This is a genomic window from Streptomyces sp. KL109B, assembly GCF_030766935.1.
Taxonomy (GTDB): domain Bacteria; phylum Actinomycetota; class Actinomycetes; order Streptomycetales; family Streptomycetaceae; genus Streptomyces.
Map to the genome: position 1 here is coordinate 119,810 of NZ_JASERL010000004.1, position 21,529 is coordinate 141,338.

Genomic DNA, 21,529 nt, shown 5'->3' on the forward strand with positions numbered 1-21,529 from the left:
ACCCGCCCGGCACGTAAGGGGCCCCGGCCTCCGACTTCATCGGACTGCGCGCTTCGTCCCCACCCCTCACAGGGCTTACACAAAAGCGGGACCCGGCAGGCATGAACGCCTGCCGGGTCCCGCTTCGGGTGTGCTTGGGGTGCGCTTGAGGTGCGCTTGGGGAGCGGCTCACTTCTTGCTCTTGGAGCCCCCGCCGTCGTCACTCGAAAGAACCGCGATGAAGGCCTCCTGCGGCACCTCGACGGAGCCGACCATCTTCATCCGCTTCTTGCCCTCCTTCTGCTTCTCAAGGAGCTTGCGCTTACGGGAGATGTCACCGCCGTAGCACTTGGCGAGGACGTCCTTGCGGATGGCGCGGATGGTCTCGCGGGCGATCACCCGGGAACCGATCGCGGCCTGCACCGGCACCTCGAAGGCCTGCCGCGGGATCAGCTCGCGCAGCTTGGCGACGAGGCGCACGCCGTACTGGTACGCCTGGTCCTTGTGCGTGATGGCGGAGAAGGCGTCGACCTTGTCGCCGTGCAGCAGGATGTCGACCTTGACGAGCTGGGCACTCTGCTCACCGGTCGGCTCGTAGTCGAGCGAGGCGTACCCGCGCGTCTTCGACTTCAACTGGTCGAAGAAGTCGAAGACGATCTCCGCGAGCGGCAGCGTGTACCGGATCTCGACCCGGTCCTCGGACAGGTAGTCCATGCCGAGCAGCGAACCGCGCCGCCCCTGGCACAGCTCCATGATCGAGCCGATGAACTCGGACGGGGCGAGCAGGGTGGCGCGCACGACCGGCTCGTACACCTCCGCGATCTTCCCCTCGGGGAACTCGCTCGGGTTCGTGACCTGGTACTCCTCGCCGTCCTCCATGATCACGCGGTAGACCACGTTGGGGGCGGTGGCGATGAGGTCGAGCCCGAACTCGCGCTCGAGCCGCTCCCGGATCACGTCCAGGTGCAGCAGCCCGAGGAACCCGACGCGGAAACCGAAGCCGAGGGCGGCCGAGGTCTCCGGCTCGTAGACGAGCGCGGCGTCGTTGAGCTGCAGCTTGTCGAGGGCGTCACGCAGCTCGGGGTAGTCGGACCCGTCCAGCGGATACAGGCCCGAGAAGACCATCGGCTTCGGGTCCTTGTACCCGCCCAGCGGTTCCTCGGCGCCCTTGTTCAGCTGGGTGATGGTGTCGCCGACCTTGGACTGCCGGACGTCCTTCACACCGGTGATCAGGTAGCCCACCTCGCCGACGCCGAGCCCGTCGGCGGCCGTCATCTCCGGCGAGTTCGTCCCGATCTCGAGCAGCTCGTGCGTCGCGCCGGTCGACATCATCCGGATCCGCTCGCGCTTGCTGAGCTGCCCGTCGACGACACGGACGTACGTGACGACGCCGCGGTACGAGTCGTAGACCGAGTCGAAGATCATCGCGCGGGCGGGCGCGTCCTTGACGCCGACCGGGGCCGGGATGTCACGGACGACCTTGTCGAGCAGCGCCTCGACGCCCATGCCGGTCTTGGCGGAGACCTTCAGCACGTCGTCGGGCTCGCAGCCGATGAGGTTCGCGAGCTCCTCGCTGAACTTCTCCGGCTGCGCGGCCGGCAGGTCGATCTTGTTCAGTACGGGAATGATCTGGAGGTCGTTCTCCATCGCCAGGTACAGGTTGGCGAGGGTCTGGGCCTCGATGCCCTGGGCGGCGTCCACGAGCAGGATGGTGCCCTCGCACGCGGCGAGCGAGCGCGAGACCTCGTACGTGAAGTCCACGTGGCCCGGCGTGTCGATCATGTTCAGGATGTGGGTCGTGCCCTGGTCGGGCCCCTCCGTGGGGGCCCAGGGCAGTCGCACCGCCTGGGACTTGATCGTGATGCCGCGCTCTCGCTCGATGTCCATCCGGTCGAGGTACTGAGCACGCATCTGCCGCTGCTCGACCACTCCGGTCAGCTGGAGCATCCGGTCGGCGAGCGTGGACTTGCCGTGGTCGATGTGCGCGATGATGCAGAAGTTGCGAATCTGAGCCGGGTCGGTGCGGCTCGGCTCGGGCACATTTTTAGGGATCGCGGGCACGCAGGGTCCTGTCTCTTGAGGCCTTCTGCCTCAGGTCGGCCTCGGTTGGGATCAATACGTAGCCTCCATCGTCCCATGAGCGGGGGACTGCGCTCGGTTTGGGCCGCCTGGAGTACGGCTGATACCGTGGGCAGCTGTGTCTCATGCCCTCTAAAGCCGAGACACGCACCCAGTAGAAATCACCGGTACGGGTCCTTCACCGGCCCCGTGCCAGAACCTGCAAAGGCTCATTTCGTGGCGAACATCAAGTCCCAGATCAAGCGGATCAAGACCAACGAGAAGGCGCGGCTGCGCAACAAGGCCGTCAAGTCCTCCCTCAAGACCGCGATCCGCAAGGCCCGTGAGGCCGCTGCCTCCGGTGACGTCCAGAAGGCCGTCGAGGCCCAGCGCGCTGCCGCGCGTCAGCTCGACAAGGCCGTCTCCAAGGGCGTCATCCACAAGAACCAGGCCGCCAACAAGAAGGCCGCGCTTGCTTCGAAGGTCGCGTCCATCCAGGCCTGACCTGTCTGTTTGACCTGATCCACCGTCGGTAGGACCCGGGCGGGCCCTCTCTCATCCGCCCCCGACCGACACCCAGAGCCCGCACGCGACTGCGTTCGCCACGCGGGTGCGGGCTCACCACACGCATAACCCGAAGCCCCGTCCTTCCCCAGGGCGGGGCTTCGGTGTGTCCGGACACAGACCTCCAGCCCGGACAACTCCAGCCCGTCCGGCGCTTGAGGACACGACGCTGCCCACTTCCAGCCCGTCCGGCGCTTGAGGACACGGCCGAAGGCCGCAGGGGGGTCTGGGGGCGCAGCCCCCAGGGATGGGACGGGTAGGGGCGGCGGGGGCGACTTCCCCCCACCCCCCCCCGGCCCGGCAGGGCCTATCGCGCTCGGGCAGCCCGCGCCACCGTCACCACAGCCTTCTCCAACGCATACTCCGGGTCATCCCCGGCCCCCTTCACCCCGGCATCCGCCTCCGCAACCGCCCGGAGGGCAACCGCAACCCCATCCGGCGTCCACCCCCGCATCTGCTGCCGCACCCGGTCCACCTTCCACGGCGGCATCCCCAACTCCCGCGCCAAATCCGCCGGACGGCCACCCCGCGCCGACGACAACTTCCCGATCGCCCGCACCCCCTGCGCCAACGCCGACGTGATCATCACCGGCGCCACCCCGGTCGCGAGCGACCACCGCAACGCCTCCAACGCCTCGGCCACCCGCCCCTCCACGGCCCGATCGGCCACGGTGAAGCTGGAGGCCTCGGCCCGCCCCGTGTAGTAACGCCCGACGACCGCGTCGTCGATGGTCCCCTCGACATCCGCGGCCAACTGCGACACGGCGGACGCCAACTCCCGCAGATCACTCCCGATGGCATCGACGAGCGCCTGCGACGCCTCGCCGGTGGCGGACCGCCCGAGCGCCCGGAACTCGGCCCGCACGAACGCCAGCCGATCCGCCGGCTTCGTCATCTTCGGACAGGCCACTTCCCTGGCCCCGGCCTTACGGGCCGCGTCCAGCAAGCCCTTCCCCTTGGCGCCACCGGCGTGCAGCAGCACCAGCGTGATCTCCTCGGCGGGCGCGCCGATGTACGCCTTGACGTCCTTGACCGTGTCCGCGGACAGGTCCTGCGCATTGCGTACGACGACGACCTTGCACTCGGCGAACAGCGAGGGGCTCGTCAGCTCGGCCAACGTGCCCGGCTGCAGCAGATCGGGGGTGAGGTCCCGCACGTCGGTGTCCGCGTCGGCGGCGCGCGCGGCCGCCACGACCTGCTGCACCGCGCGGTCGAGCAGCAGGTCCTCCTGCCCCACCGCGACGGTGAGAGGAGCGAGGGGATCGTCGTTTGCAGTCTTCCTGGCCATCGCGCCAAGCATCCCACGCGCCACTGACAACGCCGGGCCCTACGGCTCTACGGGCCCACGGGCCCACGGGCCCACGGGCCCACGGTTACGGGCCTACAGAGTTACGGGCCTACAGAACCAGAACCGGTGCGCCGAAACGGCACAGAACCGCGGCGGAGCCTACGGCTCCTCGCGCCACCCGTCCCACTCCCCCGCGAACGCGTCCAGCGCCCCGGCGTCGAGCCGCCCCTCCGCGTCCTCGACGACCACCAGCCACTGCGCGTCCTCGGCGTCGTCCTCACCGGCCAGCGCGTCCCGTACGAGCTGCGGCTCCTCGGTCACCCCGAAGCGCTCCCCGACCGCCTCCGCGGCCTCCTCGGCGGCGTCTCGGTCGGGCAGCACCAGTACGTGTCTCACATCGCTCACGCCCCCATCTTCGGACACGTCGGCGACGGCGCCGCACGGGGTCAGCCCTTCGGCACGACCTGTACGTCGAGGTCGATCCGGACGCTGGAGCCGACGACGGCGATGCCCTTCGCCAGCATGGTCTGCCAGCTCACGGTGAAGTCGTCGCGGTGCAGCTCCGTGCTCGCGCGGCAGGCGGCGCGGGTCTCGCCCTCCATGCCGACGCCAAGGCCCAGGTACTCGGCGTCGAGGGTGACCGTCCTGGTCACGCCGTGCAGCGACAGCGCCCCGGTGATCGCCCAGCGGTTGCCGCCCTTGTGCACGAAGCGGTCGCTGTAGAACTCCAGCGTCGGGAAGCGCTCGACGTCGAGGAAGTCGGCGGACCTGAGGTGGTCGTCGCGCATCTTGACGTTCGTATCGATGGACGAGGCGTCGATGACGACGTGCATCGCGGAGTCCTCGGCCCGCTCGGCCACGCGCAGCGCGCCCGCGAACGTGTTGAATCGGCCGTACACCCGCGCCATCCCGATGTGCCGCGCCGTGAACGCGATCGAGGAGTGCATCGGCTCGACCTCCCAGTCCCCCGGCTCCGGCAGCGGCGGGGGCGCTGCGACCTGGAGCGTGACGTCACCGAGCGCGGCGTGCCCGCTCTCCGTCACGGTGGCGCCGCCGCGGAACGGCGCGTACCCCTCGGCCGAGACGGCGAGCCGATAGTCCCCCGGAGGCACGGCCGCCACGAACGAGCCGTACGGATCGACGCCCCCGCTCACCACCTTGCGCCCCATCGCGTCGTTCACCGCGAACTCCGCGCCGCGCACCGGCTCGCTCACGGGATCGATGATCCGGCCGCTGAGCACCCCCGCGCTCGGCGGCACCGTCAGCCCCGCGAGGGGACCACCGCCATGAGTCCGGTTGGTACCGTTTCTCCACTTAAGGCCGAACATGACCTACCCACCCCAGAACGCCTGAACAACTACCTGAACTGCTGCATTGAGAAGCATTCGATCACCGTGGCGAGTTTCGAAGCAACATCCGCTCACATCGCAAGAACACCGCTCCGCCTCCCCCTCCTCCTCTCGCGGTCGCGACCGCGACCGCGCCGTCCCGGTCCGTTCTGAGCACGGCCGAACCGCGCGCCCGCAGCGCCGCCAGCGTGCTCGGCGCCGGGTGCCCGTACGGGTTGTCGCGGCCCACCGACACCAGCGCCACGCGGGACGCGGCCCTGCGCAACAGCTCCGGATCTTGGTACGCCGAGCCATGATGGGCGATCTTCAATACGTCGACCGGGGGCAGCCCGGCCCCGGCGGGCGTTCTCAACAGGGCGCGCTGCGCGGGCGGTTCGAGGTCGCCGAGGAGCAGCAGGGTCAGCCCGGCGACGCGGACGAGCAGGGTCACGCTCGCGTCGTTCGGCCCGTCCGGAGTCGGCGCCGGGTCCGGCGGCGGCCACAGCACCCGCCAGTCGAGCGGCCCCGCTCTGCGCCGCTCCCCCGCCACCACCCGCACCACCGGGACCGCCCGCCGGGCCGCCTCCGCGCGCACGAAGTCGACCTGGTCCCGCGGCTCCTGGAACCCGGTCGTCTCGATCTGCCCCACCTCCCTTCCGCGCAACACCCCCGCGAGCCCGGCCACATGGTCCGCGTGGAAGTGCGTGAGCACCACCGCCGGGATCCGGGTGACGCCCAGCGAGCGCAGGCACCGGTCGACGAGCAGCGGGTCGGGGCCCGCGTCCACCACCACCCCGGTCCCCGCCCCGGCCGCGAGCACCAGCGCGTCGCCCTGCCCCACGTCGCACATGACCAACCGCCAGCCGGCCGGCGGCCACCCGGTGACGCCCCGCACGAGCGGCGCGGGCCGCACGACCACCAGCACGAGCAGCAGCGCGCACGCCCCGCAGATCCAGGGCGACTTCAGCGCCCTTCGCCCCACGAGCACCAGCACCGCCGTGCCGAGCGCGAGCAGCGCCCCGCCGCCCCAGCCGCCCGGCCAGTCCACCCCGCTGCCGGGCAGCGCGGCCCCGGCCCGCGCGAGGTCCGCGATCCACCCGGCGGGCCAACCGGCGCACCAGGCGAGGAACTTCGCCACCGGCATGGCCAGTGGCGCCGACGCCAGCGCCCCGAATCCGAGCACGGTCGCGGGCGCGACGGCGAACTCCGCGAGCAGATTGCACGGCACCGCCACCAGGCTCACCCGCGCCGCCAGCACCACGACGACCGGCGCGCACACGGCCTGCGCGGCGGCGGCCGCCCCCAACGCCTCGGCGAGCCTTCCCGGCACCCCGCGCCGCCGCAGCGCCGCGCTCCACCTGGGCGCCAGCGTCAGCAGCGCTCCCGTGGCGAGCACCGACAGCAGGAACCCGTAACTCCGCGCCAGCCACGGGTCGTACAGGACGAGCAGCAGCACGGCCGTGGCCAGGGCGGGGAGCCGGGATCTGCGGCGGCCCGTGGCCACGGCGAGCAGTGCGATCAGCCCGCACGACGCCGCCCGCAGCACGCTCGGCTCCGGCCGGCACACCACCACGAAGCCGAGCGTGAGGGCCCCGCCGAGCACCGCGGTCGTCCGCAACGGCAGCCCGATCCGGGGCGCGAGGCCGCGCCGCTCGACGCGCTGTGCGGTGCCGGGCGGGCCGATCAACAGGGCGAGGAGAATGGTGAAGTTGGCGCCGCTGACCGCCATGAGGTGCAGCAGGTCCGTCTCCTCGAAGGCCGCGTGCAGCTCCGGTGTCACGCGCGCCGTGTCGCCCACGACGAGCCCCGGCAGCAGGGCCCGCGCATCCGTGTCGAGCCCGCCCGTGGCCTCGCGCAGCCCGTCCCGCAACGCTCCGGCCACCCGCTGCGCGCGGCTCGGCGCCGCCACCGCCCACGCCCGCTCCCCGCCCCCGACGCGCAGCACCGCCGCGATCCGGTCCCCCTCCGTCATCGGTGGCGCGAGACTCCCCCGCACCCGCAGCCGGGTGCTCGGCAACACCGAAAGCCACGGGCTGCCGCGCGCCTCGCCGCCCACCACGACCAGCACCGGCGCCCGGGTCCGCGCCGCGCTCCCGTCCGGCGCCGTCACCCGCACCACGTCCGCCTCCACCAGCACGGACGTCGGCGCCGCGTGGTCCCCGCGAACCCGTGGCCGGGTGCGCCGGGGATCGGACGTCACCTCCAACTCGGCCTCCACGCGCGCGAAGCGCTCCGCGAGGTTCGGCACGGGGCCGCGTCGCAGGTCCGCCCCGTGCAGCCCGGCGGAGGCGGCGGCCGCGGCGACGCACAGGAGCAGCGACGCCGCCGAAGGGCCGCGCCAGGACGGTGAGTGGGCAAGATCAAGCCTCCGCGGCGCTTGAGCGGCGGGGTCCGGGGCGGCGCCCCGCGACCTCGGCCCCGGCGGGCCGCGCCACACCAACACCCCCACCCCGCCCACCGCACACACCACCGCCACCAGCCCCGCCCACCACGGCGACCCGGTCACCAGCAGCGCCGCCGCACCCCACGCCGCGAGCGCGGGTGGCACCAACCGCAGGTCCAGCGGCCCCTCTTGGCGCGGATGCGCGTCCCCGAGCCGCCCCGCCGCGGCCGGCACGTCCCGGCCGCCCGTCACCGCCGTCATGGCCGCACGAGATTCTGAAGATCCGCGAAGCGCCGGTCACCGATGCCATTGACCTCGCGCAGCTCGTCCACGGAGCGGAAACCACCGTGCTCCGTGCGGTAGTCGAGGATGTGCTGCGCCAGCACGGGGCCGACGCCGGGCAAGGTGTCGAGCTGCTCGACGGTGGCCGTGTTGAGGCCGACCGGTCCCGCGGGCGCCGCCCCCGCGGAGCCGCCCGCGCCCGCGGATCCGCCCGCCGACACGGACCCACCCGGTGGCGCCGCCCCACCCGGCGGCGCGGCCCCGGCCGCCGCGGGCGCGCCCACCAAGACCTGCTCGCCGTCCACAAGAAGCCGCGCCCGGTTGAGCCCCGCCGTGTCCACACCGGGCCGCAACCCACCCGCCGCTCGCAGCGCGTCCGCGACACGCGCCCCGGCGGGCAGCCGGTGGATGCCCGGTCGCCGGACCTTGCCGCTGACGTCCACGACGATCCCCGTGGCACCGCTCGCCGCCGGGGCCGACACGGCGGACGAGGCGCCGGGCGGGGCGGCGCCCGCATCCGGTGGCGCCACCGCTCGCGGCGCCGCCGCCCGCACCTGCTCGGGCGCCCGCACCGGCTGCGTACGCCCCGCCCAGAAGTGCTGCACGGCGAAGAGCGCCACCACCCCGACGAGCAAGGCCAGCGCAACGGCTCCGCGCCGCTCGACCCCGCACCGCGTCCGCACCCACAACGGCACCCGGTCCGCCACGGCGAGCGAGGCACGCTGCCGCCAGGAGGCCACCGGGGGCTGAGGAGATTCGACCTGGACCGACGGCTCGGCCTCCCGCACGGGCGGCGCGAACAACGCCTCCGCCCGCACCCGCGTCCGCTCCGCCTCCACCCGCCTGCGCCGCGCCCGCCGCCGCACCACGTGCCGCCGCCGGGCGCGGATGTCGGACGCGGGGTCACGCCCGGGTCCGCTGGATCCGTGCGCCGTCCGTGTCAGTGATCGCGTCTGTGGTCGTGTCAGAGATCGCGTCTGTGCTCGAAGTGCCATGTCACGAGACGTTAGGCACCGCACCACCGACAAGTGGATCTTGCTCAATTCCCGGGGATTACCCGGCAGTTGTGGACAACTCCGTCACCCGCACGAGCACCGAAACCCGGCACCCGCACCCCGCAACCCCGCACCCGAAACCCGGCACCCGACGACGGACGCCGCCTACACCCGAGGCGACACCACCGCCCCCAACAACCCCGGCCCGGTGTGCGCCCCGATCACCGCCCCCACCTCGCTGACATGCAGCTCGGCAAGGCCCGGCAGCTGCTCGCGGAGCCACCCCGCGAGCTCCTCCGCCCGCTCCGGCGCGGCCAGATGGTGCACGGCGATGTCCACCTGCCCGCTGCCCGCCCGCTCGGCCACGATCTCCCGCAGCCGCGCGATCGCCTTCGACGCCGTGCGGACCTTTTCCAGGAGTTCGATGCGGCCGCCGTCGAGCTGGAGCAGCGGCTTGACCGCGAGCGCGGAGCCGAGCAGCGCCTGCGCGGCGCCGATCCGGCCGCCCCGGCGCAGATAGTCCAGGGTGTCGACGTAGAAGTACGCGGAGGTGCCCGAGGCCCGCTTCTCCGCCGCGTTCACCGCCTCGTCGACGGTGCCTCCCGCGTCGGCCGTCTCCGCCGCCGCGAGCGCGCAGAAGCCGAGGGCCATGGCCACCATCCCGGTGTCCACGACGCGCACCGGCACCGGGGCCTCGCGCGCGGCCATGACGGCGGCGTCGTACGTCCCGGAGATCTCGGCGGACAGGTGCAGCGAGACGATGGCGGTGGCGCCGGACTCGGCGACCTCGCGGTAGGTCTCGGCGAACTGTTCCGGGGAGGGTCTCGACGTCGTCACCGACCGCCGCTTCTGCAGCGCCTGAGCGACCGAGCGGGCGGAGATCTCCGTGCCCTCCTCGAGCGCCCGGTCACCCAGGACCACGGTCAACGGCACCGCCGTGATGCCGTGGCGCTCCATCGTCCGCTGCGGCAGGTAGGCCGTTGAATCGGTGACGATCGCGACATGGCGGGACATGCACCGGAGATTACCTGCCGGGCTCCCGCCGCGGCAGCCCGGCCCCTGCCTCCCGGCCACCGACCGACGGACGTCGGCCAACGATCAAGTCGTGCTCTCCGGACGGGGTTTCTTCTCCCACGGATACGTCGGCCGTACACCTGGCGGAGTGATCGAGGGCCGCTCCTGTGCCGGCCTGGTCGCAGGCCCGGTCGTCTCCGCCGCCCCGGACTCCGGCCCGGTCGCCCCGGGCCCCGGCTCCGCCGTCCAGTGCCGCAGCGCCCCGGCCTCCAGGTCGATCTGCGAGCTCAGCGCGTCCAGGTCGTCGCCCGCGAACCGGGTGGCCCGGTCGCGGGCCGCGTGCCGCAGTGCGTCGGCGGACTGCGTGACCCGTTCCGTACGCGTCCTGAGCTCCGGCAGCAGCCGCGCCACCTGCGCCTTGTCGGGCTCGCTCTCCAGGCGCTTCAGCTCGGCGTCCAACTCGTGCCCGTGCGCGCTCAGGCGCTCGAAGAGGCCGAGGGACTCCTTCAGCGACGGGTCCTCGGCCACGCGCTCGTGCAGCGCGTCCTGCGTGGCCCGCATGGAGGTGCGCAGCTTCAGCCGCAGCTGCGCCAACTCGGCCGCCGCGCCGGGCTGCGCGTAGCTCTTGGCGCGCAGCGTGGTGTCCTCCACCGCACGCCGCGCCTGCTCGACCTTGCGGTCCACCCCGCGCTTGGCCGCGCCGACGGCCTTCACCGTCACGTAGGCACCGAACACCAGGAACGCCACGAAGATCAGCGCGATGATCACAAGCACGGTTTCCATAGCGCTCTCTCCTCCAGGTCGCCCCGCCCACCGCTGTCTCCACGGTAAACGGAACGGGCAGGCCGAGGGTTCCAGCGGAACCCCCAACCTGCCCGTAGGGAACAACCCTGAGCGCCGTACGCAGGAGCTACGCAGGCACGATGTTCACCAGCTTCGGCGCCCGCACGATGACCTTGCGGATGCCGGCGCCGTCCAGCGCGGCGACGACCTTCTCGTCGGCCAGGGCGATCTTCTCCAGCTCCTCGTCGGAGATCGACGGGGCGACCTCCAGGCGGGCCTTGACCTTGCCCTTGATCTGGACGACGCAGGTCACGGCCTCGTCGACCACGTACTCGGGGTCGGCGACCGGGAAGTCCTTGTGGACGACCGAGTCGGTGTGGCCCAGCTTGCGCCACAGCTCCTCGGCGATGTGCGGGGCCAGCGGCGCGACCAGTAGCACCAGGCGCTCGGCCACGGACCGCGGCAGCGTGCCGCCCTGGTAGGCCTTGACCAGGTGGTTGTTCAGCTCGGTGACCTTGGCGATGGCGGTGTTGAAGCGCATGCCCTCCAGGTCGCCGCGCACGCCGTCGATCGCCTTGTGCAGCGCGCGCAGCGTCGCCACGTCGATGTCCGCCTCGGCGACGTCGGCCACGGTGACCTCGCCGGTCGCCTCGTCGACGACGTTGCGCCACAGCCGCTGCAGCAGCCGGAACTGGCCGACCACCGCGCGCGTGTCCCACGGCCGGGAGACGTCCAGCGGGCCCATCGCCATCTCGTACAGGCGCAGCGTGTCCGCGCCGTACTCGGCGAAGATCTCGTCCGGAGTGACGGCGTTCTTCAGGGACTTGCCCATCTTGCCGAGCAGCCGGGAGACCTTCTCGCCCTGGTAGTAGTACGCGCCGCCCTGCTCCTCCACCTCGGCGGCCGGCACGGCGATCCCACGCGAATCCCGGTAGACGTACGCCTGGATCATGCCCTGGTTGTACAGCTTGTGGAACGGCTCGCAGGACGAGATGTGGCCCAGGTCGAACAGCACCTTCGACCAGAAGCGCGCGTACAGCAGGTGCAGTACGGCGTGTTCCTGGCCGCCCACGTACAGGTCGACGCCGCCGTGCGGCATGCCCTCGCGCGGGCCCATCCAGTACTGCTCGATCTCCGGGTCGACCAGCTGCTCGTCGTTGCGCGGGTCCAGGTAGCGCAGCTCGTACCAGCACGAACCCGCCCAGTTGGGCATGGTGTTGGTCTCGCGGCGGAACTTCCGCGGGCCCTTGCCGTCGCCCAGGTCCAGGGTGACGTTGACCCACTCCTCGTTGCGTGACAGCGGCGTCTCGGGCTGGGTGTCGGCGTCGTCCGGGTCGAAGGTGCGGGGGCTGTAGTCCTCGACCTCGGGCAGCTCCAGGGGCAGCATCGACTCGGGCAGCGAGTGGGCGACGCCGTCCTCGTCGTAGACGATCGGGAAGGGCTCGCCCCAGTAGCGCTGGCGGCTGAACAGCCAGTCGCGCAGCCGGAAGTTGACCGTGCCGGCGCCGATGCCGGTGCGCTCCAGCCACTCGGTCATCCGCGCCTTGGCGTCGGTGACGCCCAGGCCGTCCAGGTCGACCTCGTCGCCCGCCGAGTTGACCAGCTTCGCCTCGTACGCGACGAACGCGTCGTCCCACGTCGAGGGGTCGGTGCCGCGGTCGTCGGACGGCTCGACAACGCACCGCATGGGCAGCTCGAAGGCGCGCGCGAAGGCGAAGTCGCGGGCGTCGTGCGCCGGGACAGCCATGATCGCGCCGGTGCCGTAGCCCATCAGTACGTAGTCGGCGATGAAGACCGGAACCTGCTCGCCGCTGACCGGGTTGGTGGCGAACGCGCCCGTGAAGACGCCGGTCTTGTCCTTGGCCTCGGCCTGGCGCTCGACGTCGGACTTGGAGGCGGCCTGCTTGCGGTAGGCGGCGACGGCCTCGGCAGGCGTCGCGTGGCCGCCCGTCCACACGTCGTGGGTGCCCTCGGGCCAGGCGGCCGGGGTGATCTTCTCGACCAGGTCGTGCTCGGGGGCCAGCACCATGTAGGTGGCGCCGAACAGGGTGTCCTGGCGGGTCGAGAAGACGGTGATCTTCTCCTGGCCTGAGCCATCGGCATCCGGCACGGCGAAGTCGATGCGCGCGCCCTCGGAGCGGCCGATCCAGTTGCGCTGCTGCAGCTTGATCGCCTCGGGCCAGTCCAGGCCGTCCAGGTCGTCGATCAGGCGGTCCGCGTAGGCGGTGATGCGCATGTTCCACTGGCGCAGCTTCGCCTTGAAGACGGGGAAGTTGCCGCGCTCGGAGCGGCCGTCGGCGGTGACCTCCTCGTTGGCCAGCACGGTGCCCAGGCCCGGCGCCCAGTTCACGGGCGCGTCGGAGGCATACGCCAGGCGGTACTCGCCCAGGACCTCGGCGCGCTCGAACTCGCTCAGGTCGGACCAGGCACGGCCGCCGGGAACGGCGCGCTCACCGGTCTCGAACTGCTTGACCAGGTCGGCGATCGGACGGGCCTTCTTCAGGTCGTCGTCGTACCAGGAGTTGAAGATCTGCAGGAAGATCCACTGCGTCCACTTGTAGTACTCCGGGTCGATCGTGGCGAACGACCGGCGCTGGTCGTGCCCCAGGCCCAGGCGGCGCAGCTGGACCTTCATGTTCTCCATGTTGGCCTCGGTCGACGTGCGCGGGTGGGTGCCCGTCTGCACGGCGTACTGCTCGGCGGGCAGGCCGAACGCGTCGAAGCCCAGGGTGTGCAGCACGTTGTGGCCCGTCATGCGCTGGAAGCGCCCGAAGACGTCCGTGGCGATGTAGCCCAGCGGGTGGCCGACGTGCAGGCCCGCACCGGAGGGGTACGGGAACATGTCCATGATGAACTTCTTGGGCCGCGCGGCGATCGCCCGGTCCGCCTCGGTGGTCCCGGCCAGGTCACCGGTCGGGTTCGGCGCCTCGTACGTGCCCTCGGCGTCCCAGAAGTCCTGCCAGCGTGCCTCGATGTCGGCGGCCATGGCCGCCGTGTAGCGGTGCGGCGCGACCGCCGCCTCGGAAGCGGCGGCGGTGTTCGTCTCGCTCATGATCCTCAATGCTCCATCGATCGTCTCTGCCAGCGGCCAGTGCTTAGGGAAGTCCCAGGAACTCCAGTGCTTAGGAAATGAAAAAACCCCTCGCACAGGAGGGGGCGCCGCGCTGAGGTGATTCCTTGATCAGCGCGGCTTGCTAAGCAGAAGGCGTACGGCACGCATGGCGTCAGGGTACCGCAGCGCTCGCACGACCCGCGACGAGGTTCCGCACACCCCGCTCCACCCCACGGGTTACTCGGCGTACCGCCCCCTATAGGGACAACGCGAAGTCCGGGCAGCCACTAGATAACGGCGAGATAACTCAAACCTCGTACTGCCCGGTATGCGGCGACCTAGAGTGCGGCCCTGTGGGACCACCGTGCCGAGCCATTCGGAGTCGCCCCCATGAACCCTCGCACCCCTCACACCCCTCGCACCCCTCGCACCCCTCACACCCCTCACACCCCTCACACTCTGAACTCCCTTCGTACGCCGACGAGTTCACGCACTCCCGGCACCGGCCGCCGGACGAGAACCGGGCTGCTCGTCGCGGGAGTCGTCCTCCTGTTACCCGTGCTCGTGGCCACCGGGAGCGACGCTGTGCGGGCGCTGCTCGACTTCGGCGCGGGCGTGCTCTGCCTGGTCTCCCTGACCTCGTCCGTCGTGTGGGGTCTTGTCGCCTCCGACCGGGTCTTCCTCACCTCGCGGCAGCGGCTGCTTTCGCAGGCCGTGCACCGGATCACCGCGGTGTCCTCGCTGGTCTTCCTGCTGCTGCACATCAGCGTGAAGCTGGCGCTCTCGCACGTGACGCTGCTCGGCGCGCTGATCCCGTTCTCGCTGGGCTTCGACGGCGGCGCGGGCCTGATCGGCCTGGGCGTGACCGCCGGACTCCTCATGATCACGACGGCCGTCACGGGCGCGCTGCGCAGCTCCATGGCCTCCCCCGCCCGGCTCGCCGCCCGCTGGCGCGCGACCCACATGCTCGCCTACCCGGCCTGGTGCTTCGCCCTCATGCACGGCCTGTACGCGGGCCGTCCCGCGAAGGCGTACGTGATCGTCCTGTACTGCCTCGCCCTGGTCGCGGTCGCCGGCGCGGTGGCCCTGCGGGCGGCGCCGCAGGCCGTGCGGCGCAAGGTCGCGATCCGGATCCTGGAGTTCCTCGACGCCGGTCCGCGCGCCACCGGCACCAGGCGGGCCGGGGCGCAGCCCCCACAGCCGCCGCAGCCCCGCGCGGAGCCCGCACAGCCCCCGTCGTACATCCCGCAGACAGCCCCGCAGGCCGCCGCCGCGCCGACGCCCTCCCCGCCCCCGCCGCCCGACATCGGCTTCGCCGCCGCCTACCGCGCCGTGTCGGCGCTCCCCCGCTCGGAGCTGCCCACGCAGTCGGTGCCGTACGCGCAGCAGTACGCGCCGCAGTACGCCGAACCCGCGCCGCCCACGGCGTCCGAGCGCTGGCCCGCCCCCTCCCCGCCGCCTCCGGCCCAGGCCCCGCCCTCCATGTACGACCCGGCGTACGACACGCCCTACGGAGGCGTCCCCGGCTACCCCACCGCTCACGGGAACGCATACGGGGACGACGTGAACAGTGGCGCCTACGAAGACGTCTATAAGGAAGCGGACGCCTACAAGGAAGCGGCCGATTCCACCGAACCGCTCCCCGGCCCCTTCCAAGCACCCGCTTCCGGCGAGCCCTGGACCACGCCCTACGGAGGCCCGCAGTGAACACGGCACTGCCCGACGTCCCGGAGGTCCGGGTCGTCGGTCTTCCCCAGCTCACTTCGGGGTTCGACCTCGTGGAGCGGCTCGACCTCGACATGCACCTGAAGGTGCACGGCCCGCTGGAACCCATGGCGGGCGAGCCGCTCGCCCAGCTCGCCCAGGCGATATCCCTGCGCGGCCGGGGCGGCGCCGGCTTCCCCTTCGCCGAGAAGCTGCGCGCGGTCGCGGAGTCGGCGATCCGGCGCGGCGTGCGCCCGGTCGTCGTCGTCAACGGCAGCGAGGACGAGCCCGCCTGCCGCAAGGACACCGTCCTGATCAACCGGGCCCCGCACCTGATCCTGGACGGCGCCCTGCTCGTCGCGGAGGCCATCGGCGCGCGCACCCTGGTCGTCGGCGTGACCCGCGACAGCACCGAGGCGTCGATGCAGGCGGCACTCGCCGAGCGCGGCCTGTCGAACCGCCGCAACTCGCCGCTACGCGCGCGCGTGCAGCGCAATCCGGTGCGCATGGTCACCGGGGAGTCCTCGGCCCTGATCCGCTCGGCGGACGGCGGCCCGCCGATGCCGCCGGGCCGCAAGGTGCGCGCCTCCGACGCCGGGGTGGGCGGCGCCCCCACGCTCCTGTCGAACGCGGAGACCTTCGCCCAACTCGCCGTCGCCGCCCGCACGGGGGCCGAGCGCTACTGCCGCACGGGCCTGCACGACGAGCCCGGCACGGTCCTGCTGACGCTCTCCGGAGCGGTCTCCCGGCCGATGGTCCTGGAGGTGCCGTCCGGCGTCCCGCTGCGCTACGTACTCCAGCTCGCGGGCGCGCCCCCACTCCCCCAGGGCGTCCTCACCGGCGGCTACCACGGCAAGTGGCTGGACGGGGTCGGGGCGCAGGACGCCATCGTCTCCCGCGCCTCCTTGGAGGCCTCGGGCGGCGCTCTCGGCGCCGGCGCGATCCTGCCGATCGGCCCGGACACCTGCCCGCTGGGCGAGGCCCTGAAGGTGGCGCAGTGGCTGGCCTCGGAGAGCGCGGGCCAGTGCGGGCCCTGCTACTTGGGTCTGCCCGCGGCGGCGCGCGGCCTGGAGGACGTACTGAACGGCGGCGGGCCGACCGCCCTGGAGGCGCTGCGCGAGGTCACGCGCGCGGTGAAGCGGCGCGGGGCGTGCAAGCACCCGGACGGTTCGGCGGCGTTCATCGAGTCGACGATCTCGGCGTTCACCGACGACCTCGCCGCGCACGTCCTGGGCGCCGGCTGCGGCCGCCCGGTGCTCGGGGTGCTGCCGCTGCACGCGCAGGCCCCGGCGAGCGCGCCGTCCAGCGGGAAGCGGCTCGCCGTCGACTGGACGCTGTGCCGGGGACACGGCCTGTGCGCGGACATCGTCCCCGAGCTGCTGCAGCTGGGCCCGGACGGTTTCCCGACGGTCGCGGAGGCGGCGGTGCCGGCCTACTCGGAGGCGAACGCGGTACGGGCCGTGCGCCGCTGCCCCGCGCTGGCGCTGCGCATCGAGGAGGACTCCTCGGCGGAGCGGCAGGACCGCAGGCCGCCGCGCCCGGCGCTCCCGCCCGGCCGCAGCAGGGCCCGACGCTAATGGAGACAGCCGACGGAGACATACGAAAGCGGGCCACCCGATCCGGGTGGCCCGCTTTCAACTTCCTGTGGAGCTAAGGAGAATCGAACTCCTGACCTCTTGCATGCCATGCAAGCGCTCTACCAACTGAGCTATAGCCCCTTGCTTTGGTCCCCCGGGGGTTTCCCTGTCGGTCTCCCCGGCGGCGACGCCAACATTACACGGTCACCGGGGTGCATCACCAAATCGTTTCCCTTCCGCCCCCTTCTGTACGGAAAAGTCGCTACTTGCGGGCAGTATCGTGCCCTCACGTGACTGTGCTCGCCCTGCCCCGCACCCGCCACGCCCCTGTCGCTCTCGGCGCCTGTCTGTTCTCGTTCGCGGCCTTCGTGATCGCCCAGCGCGCGGCCGAGGTCTCGATGATCGACCTGATGGTCTACCGGGCGGAGGGCTGGACGGTCCGCACCGGTGGCGACCTCTACGCACTACGCGCGACCTACGCCGACCTGCCCACCACCTACCCGCCGTTCGCCGCGCTGCTGTTCCTGCCGCTGACGTTCCTGGACGTGGTGACCATGAAGGTCGCCGCGACCGCCCTGAACCTCGCCCTCCTCGTCGCGCTGACGCACCTCTCCATGCGCCTCGTGCGCCGCCACGCGCGCGTGGAGCACGCGTTGTGGGTGGCGGCCGGCGCCGTGTGGTGCGAGCCGGTGTGGACGACGCTGCGCTACGGGCAGGTCAATCTGCTGCTCGCCGTGCTCGTCCTGTGGGACCTGACACGACGGCCCGGACACCGCTGGGCGGGCATGGGCATCGGTGTCGCGGCGGCGATCAAGCTGACGCCCGCGCTGTTCGCCGTGTTCCTGCTGTGCACGGGGCTCGCGCTGCTTGCGCGGGGCGGGGCCTGGCGGCCGTGGGTGCGCGGGGCGTGCGTGGCGGCGGGCTCGTTCGTGTGCGTGACCGTGCTGACGGCCCTCGTCCTGCCGCGCGACTCCCGGCACTTCTGGACGCGGACGGTCTTCGAGTCGGACCGCCCCGGCCACGCGGAGGAGACCGGCAACCAGTCGCTGCGCGGCGTCCTGGCCCGCCTCCTGCACACCGGCGACCCGGGGGCGTGGTGGACCGGGGCCGTCGCCGTGACGGCCGTCGTCGGGCTCGCGGTCGCGGTCGCGGCGGCGCTGCGCGGGCGGCGGGCCCAGGCGGCGGTGGCGTGCGCGACGACGGCGCTCCTGGTCAGCCCGGTCTCGTGGTCGCACCACTGGGTGTGGTGCGTGCCGCTGGTGCTGCTCGTGTGGGAATCGGGCCGCCAGAAGGCCGCGGCCGTCGTGGCCTTCGTGTTCTGTACGTACGCGCTGTGGTGGGTGCCGCACACCGACGGGCGGCCGGAACTCCACCAGAACGTAGGAGAGATGGCGCTTTCGGCGCTCTACGTAGGAGTGGCCTGCGCCTTCTTGGCGTATTCGACGTATGCGGCGATCAGGCTGTGGCGAAGGAGTAGAACCGCTTGAGTGTGCAGTGCTCGTCCAGGAGGCGGCCGTAGATCGGCTCGCCCTCCAGTTCCCGATACGTCTCGATCGGGTCGCCCTTTATGATCAGCGCCCGCGCGCATTCCTCGCACCAGTACTGGTAGTCGGGGTTCAGCGGCTCCATGTCGCGCACGATGGGCGTACCGCTGCCGCACCAGTCGCACTTCCTCCTGTGTGCACCCATGTGTTCCGCTCAGCTCCAGCTGTGGCCGCAGGCCGTGCACACGTACGAGATCCCGCCGTTGTCGCCCAGCATCTGGGCGACGTGGGAGGAGCCGCAGGACGGACAGTTGAGAAGCGGGGAGGTTTCCGGGCTCGCGACGGGCCTGGCGGGTGTCACCGCCACGTCGAGGAAGCGGTCGGCCTCCTCGTTGATGCTCGCGGGCATCGCGCTCCCTCCCGTCGGGCTGTCTTCGCCGGGCCGACACTCCCCCGCCCGGCCGTCCGATTCTGCCACGGCTGGAGCGTTCCGGTCAGAGCGGAGCGACAGTCGCGCCCACCTCCGGCCGGGCGACCGGCCCCGTCGCCGCCTCGACGAGCCGCTGGAGCGCCCGGCGGTGGGCCGCGAGGCGCCCGGGGCGGCCCACCGTCAGGGCTCCGACCAGTCGTCCGCGCCGGTGGTACACGACCTCCAACTTGCGCTCCGGGAGGCTGCGTTCGACGACGGTCGCCTCGTCGGCCACGGAGGGCAGGCCGACCGAGCGGATGCCCGCGCCGTGCAGGTCGGACCAGAAGGAGGGCACGGTGTCGAAGGGCCGGGACGAGTTCGGGCACAGCAGGGTGCGGGCGGCGGTGGCGGCCTGCTCCACCGCGTTCGTCCAGTGGCCGAGCGCCATGCGTTCGCCGTCGGCCAGCGGCTGGGGCGCGAGCGCGACGTCGCCCGCGACCGTGATGTCGGGGAAGGCGGAGCCGTCCGGCCGCAGGGCGCGCAGCCAGGAGTCGCACCGTACGCCCCCGTCGACGGCCACGCCGCAGCCGGCGAGCCAGCCGGTGGCGGGCGCGGAGCCGAGCGCGAGCACCGCCGCGTCGGCCTGCTGGTACGAGCCGTCGGAGAGTCGCGCGCCGGCGAGCCGGCCGTCGGGATCGGCGCGGAACTCCTCGACGGTCGTCCCGGTACGCAGGTCGATCCCGGACTCCCGGTGCAGCGCGGCCACATAGGCTCCGGCGTCGGCGCCGATGGCCCGCTCCAGGGGCTGGACCGCGGCCTCGACCACCGTGACGTCGAGACCACGCGCGCGGGCCGCCGCGGCGACCTCACCGCCGAGGAACCCCGCGCCGACGACCAACAGGCGCCGCGCGCCGAGGAGTTCGTCCCTGAGGGCGAGCGCGTCCCGCCAGCCCCTGAGGGTGTGCACCCCGTCGGGGACCGGCGCGGGCCAGGTGCGCGGCGCCGCCCCCGTGGCGACGAGGAGGCCGTCGTAGGAGAGTTCGGAGCCGTCGGCGAGCGTGAGCGTACGGGCGTCGGGGGCGAGCCCTGTGGCCGCCTGGCCGAGCCGCCAGCGGATGTCCAGGCCGTCGGGGAAGGGCAGTTCGGGCACGGCGGGGCGCTCGCGTGCGGTCAGGATCTGCTTGGACAGGGGCGGCCGGTCGTAGGGCAGCCGGGGCTCGTCCCCGACCACGGTGATCGTCCCGGTGAATCGCTGGGCGCGCAGCGCCTGGGCGGCCCGCAGGCCGGCGAGGGAGGCGCCGACGATCACCAATCGCCGCCGGTCCTTCGACTGCGGTTCGGTCATCGGGCACCCGCTGAGACGGTGATGGCGCGCACGGGGCAGACCGCGGCGGCCTTCTCCGCCGCCGCGCGCAGGCCGTCGGCGGGCGTGGCGTCGTACGTGAGGAAGTCGTCGTCGTCGAAGGCGAAGACCTCGGGCGCCGCGAAGACGCACTGACCGTGGCTCTCGCAGCGGTCCATGTCCACGGTGATCTGCATGTTCGGCTCCGTTTGCGGGGATCGGGTTCTTCCGGTCCGTTTGCGGGATCGGGTTCTTCCGGGGATCGGGGTTCTTCGGTGCGGCGGTCAGCCGACCGGGGGGTTGAAGCGGGAGTACTGGGGTGCCGACCAGCGCAGTGCGGAGGCCGCGTCGATCTCGCGCACCGCGGACACGGAGAACTCCACGAGGCGCTGGGCGCCGGGCGTGCGGGCGGACTCCCCGGTGTCCCACACCGTGTGCGCGCTGCCGGTCAGCAGCAGCGCCGAGCCCGTGTCCCAGTCCGGGAAGAACAGGCCCGCGTCCGGATTGAGGGCCAGATTGCCGAGCGTCAGGAACATCGCGTTGCCCACGTAGTCGGGCCAGCACAGCCGGGTCGGGGAGAGCACCTGTACGAAGCCGGGGTTGCCGCCGCGGTGCGAGGCGTCGGCGTCGCCGCGGCCCGCCCGCGCGGCGGCGGTGGCGATGAAGAAGGTGTCCGCGCGGCGCACCGTCCGCTGCTGTGCGGGGGTGAGGGCGGTGCCGTCGGTGACCCGGCGGGCGCCTTGCCCCGTCCCCTCGGCGTGCGCGTCCACGTCCGCGTCCGCATGCGCGTCCGCGTCGAGGATCCGGTACTCCCGTTTCTGGAGGTACTTGGGGCAGTTGGAGATCACTTGGTCGAGCTCGACGCGCAGGCCCGCGCCGTGCGGGGTGGCGCGTCCGTTCATCCGCATCCGGCGCCGGGTGGCGGGCTCGATGGCGATCATCCCTACGCGGGTGACGGCGGCGGGGTCGCACAGCCGCTCGTACAGGGGGTCCTGCGGCAGGGGCAGGGTGTCGATCTCCAGCGTGCCGGGGTCCGGCACCCTCAGGAAGCCGGGGGTGCCGGTCAGTTGCCCGGCCCACAGGCGTCCTTCGCGATCGGCGGCCCCGATGACCAGCATGGGCTGCTGGGCCAGGAAGTCGACGGCGACCGGGGGCACGGTCGCGCCGATGGCGCCGCCCGAGAAGTCCGCCTCCTGGGCGAGCCCGGCCCGCTCCTGCACGGAGATCTCGCCGCTGTGATAGGTGGCCACGGCGTTCCCGTCCTTCCGTTTCCTGTTCCGGGTTCGT

General features: G+C 72.4%; 18 protein-coding genes and 1 tRNA gene. 4 read left to right on the forward strand and 15 right to left on the reverse strand.

What is annotated here, in order from left to right; translation table 11 throughout:
• Nucleotides 1-168: 168 nt before the first annotated feature.
• Nucleotides 169-2,040, reverse strand: coding sequence for a translation elongation factor 4 (lepA, locus tag RBJ65_RS15200; protein ID WP_306321669.1), 1,872 nt, complete (start codon nt 2,038-2,040; stop codon nt 169-171).
• Between the two features lie 234 nt (nt 2,041-2,274).
• On the opposite strand from lepA, the gene rpsT reads away from it, so the two are divergent.
• Nucleotides 2,275-2,541, forward strand: coding sequence for a 30S ribosomal protein S20 (gene rpsT, locus RBJ65_RS15205; protein WP_306321668.1), 267 nt, complete (start codon nt 2,275-2,277; stop codon nt 2,539-2,541).
• A 367-nt stretch (nt 2,542-2,908) separates the two neighbouring features.
• Here rpsT and holA read toward each other — a convergent pair whose 3' ends face one another.
• The 8 genes from holA to leuS all read right to left on the reverse strand — a co-directional run bounded on the left by holA (nt 2,909) and on the right by leuS (nt 13,726).
• Nucleotides 2,909-3,889, reverse strand: coding sequence for a DNA polymerase III subunit delta (gene holA / locus RBJ65_RS15210; RefSeq protein ID WP_306321667.1), 981 nt, complete (start codon nt 3,887-3,889; stop codon nt 2,909-2,911).
• 159 nt (nt 3,890-4,048) lie between these two features.
• Entirely contained in the window at nt 4,049-4,294 is a 246-nt protein-coding gene (locus tag RBJ65_RS15215) for a hypothetical protein (protein WP_306321666.1), read from the reverse strand.
• A 41-nt stretch (nt 4,295-4,335) separates the two neighbouring features.
• Nucleotides 4,336-5,217 (reverse strand): YceI family protein, encoded by an 882-nt coding sequence (locus tag RBJ65_RS15220; protein WP_306321665.1) that lies wholly within the window; start codon nt 5,215-5,217, stop codon nt 4,336-4,338.
• A 61-nt stretch (nt 5,218-5,278) separates the two neighbouring features.
• Nucleotides 5,279-7,861 (reverse strand): ComEC/Rec2 family competence protein, encoded by a 2,583-nt coding sequence (locus RBJ65_RS15225; RefSeq protein WP_306321664.1) that lies wholly within the window; start codon nt 7,859-7,861, stop codon nt 5,279-5,281.
• Nucleotides 7,858-8,877: a helix-hairpin-helix domain-containing protein gene (locus RBJ65_RS15230; RefSeq protein ID WP_372342329.1), complete on the reverse strand. Its 1,020-nt coding sequence runs from the start codon at nt 8,875-8,877 to the stop codon at nt 7,858-7,860. The genes RBJ65_RS15225 and RBJ65_RS15230 overlap by 4 nt, the downstream gene beginning before the upstream one ends.
• A 165-nt stretch (nt 8,878-9,042) precedes the next feature.
• The gene (locus RBJ65_RS15235; protein WP_306323836.1) at nt 9,043-9,891 is read right to left on the reverse strand and encodes a DegV family protein; all 849 of its coding nucleotides are present in this window, start codon (nt 9,889-9,891) and stop codon (nt 9,043-9,045) included.
• Between the two features lie 84 nt (nt 9,892-9,975).
• Nucleotides 9,976-10,674, reverse strand: coding sequence for a hypothetical protein (locus RBJ65_RS15240; protein ID WP_306323837.1), 699 nt, complete (start codon nt 10,672-10,674; stop codon nt 9,976-9,978).
• 127 nt (nt 10,675-10,801) lie between these two features.
• Nucleotides 10,802-13,726, reverse strand: coding sequence for a leucine--tRNA ligase (gene leuS / locus RBJ65_RS15245; RefSeq protein ID WP_306323838.1), 2,925 nt, complete (start codon nt 13,724-13,726; stop codon nt 10,802-10,804).
• Between the two features lie 558 nt (nt 13,727-14,284).
• Here leuS and RBJ65_RS15250 point away from each other — a divergent pair.
• Together RBJ65_RS15250 and RBJ65_RS15255 are read left to right on the forward strand one after the other, a co-directional pair.
• Complete coding sequence (locus tag RBJ65_RS15250) at nt 14,285-15,433, forward strand: cytochrome b/b6 domain-containing protein (RefSeq protein ID WP_306323839.1); 1,149 nt, start codon at nt 14,285-14,287, stop codon at nt 15,431-15,433.
• Nucleotides 15,430-17,007 carry an NADH-quinone oxidoreductase subunit NuoF family protein gene (locus tag RBJ65_RS15255; RefSeq protein ID WP_306323840.1) on the forward strand — a complete coding sequence of 526 codons (1,578 nt, stop codon included), beginning with the start codon at nt 15,430-15,432 and terminating at the stop codon, nt 17,005-17,007. The genes RBJ65_RS15250 and RBJ65_RS15255 overlap by 4 nt, the downstream gene beginning before the upstream one ends.
• 68 nt (nt 17,008-17,075) lie before the next feature.
• Here the strand turns inward: RBJ65_RS15255 and RBJ65_RS15260 are convergent.
• Nucleotides 17,076-17,148, reverse strand: a tRNA-Ala gene (locus RBJ65_RS15260).
• 149 nt (nt 17,149-17,297) lie between these two features.
• On the opposite strand from RBJ65_RS15260, the gene RBJ65_RS15265 reads away from it, so the two are divergent.
• Nucleotides 17,298-18,494: a glycosyltransferase 87 family protein gene (locus tag RBJ65_RS15265; protein WP_306323841.1), complete on the forward strand. Its 1,197-nt coding sequence runs from the start codon at nt 17,298-17,300 to the stop codon at nt 18,492-18,494.
• On the opposite strand, the gene RBJ65_RS15270 is transcribed toward RBJ65_RS15265, so the two are convergent.
• From RBJ65_RS15270 to RBJ65_RS15290, 5 genes are all read right to left on the reverse strand, one after another.
• Nucleotides 18,463-18,696, reverse strand: a complete 234-nt coding sequence (locus tag RBJ65_RS15270) for a hypothetical protein (RefSeq protein ID WP_306323842.1) — start codon at nt 18,694-18,696, stop codon at nt 18,463-18,465. The genes RBJ65_RS15265 and RBJ65_RS15270 overlap by 32 nt on opposite strands.
• A gap of 9 nt (nt 18,697-18,705) precedes the next feature.
• Nucleotides 18,706-18,900 (reverse strand): hypothetical protein, encoded by a 195-nt coding sequence (locus RBJ65_RS15275; protein ID WP_306323843.1) that lies wholly within the window; start codon nt 18,898-18,900, stop codon nt 18,706-18,708.
• Nucleotides 18,901-18,985: 85 nt separating this feature from the next.
• Entirely contained in the window at nt 18,986-20,245 is a 1,260-nt protein-coding gene (locus RBJ65_RS15280) for an NAD(P)/FAD-dependent oxidoreductase (RefSeq protein ID WP_306323844.1), read from the reverse strand.
• On the reverse strand, nt 20,242-20,439 hold the full coding sequence (locus tag RBJ65_RS15285) for a ferredoxin (RefSeq protein ID WP_306323845.1): 198 nt from the start codon (nt 20,437-20,439) through the stop codon (nt 20,242-20,244). The genes RBJ65_RS15280 and RBJ65_RS15285 overlap by 4 nt, the downstream gene beginning before the upstream one ends.
• 87 nt (nt 20,440-20,526) lie before the next feature.
• Entirely contained in the window at nt 20,527-21,492 is a 966-nt protein-coding gene (locus RBJ65_RS15290; RefSeq protein ID WP_306323846.1) for a pyridoxamine 5'-phosphate oxidase family protein, read from the reverse strand.
• Nucleotides 21,493-21,529: the final 37 nt, after the last annotated feature.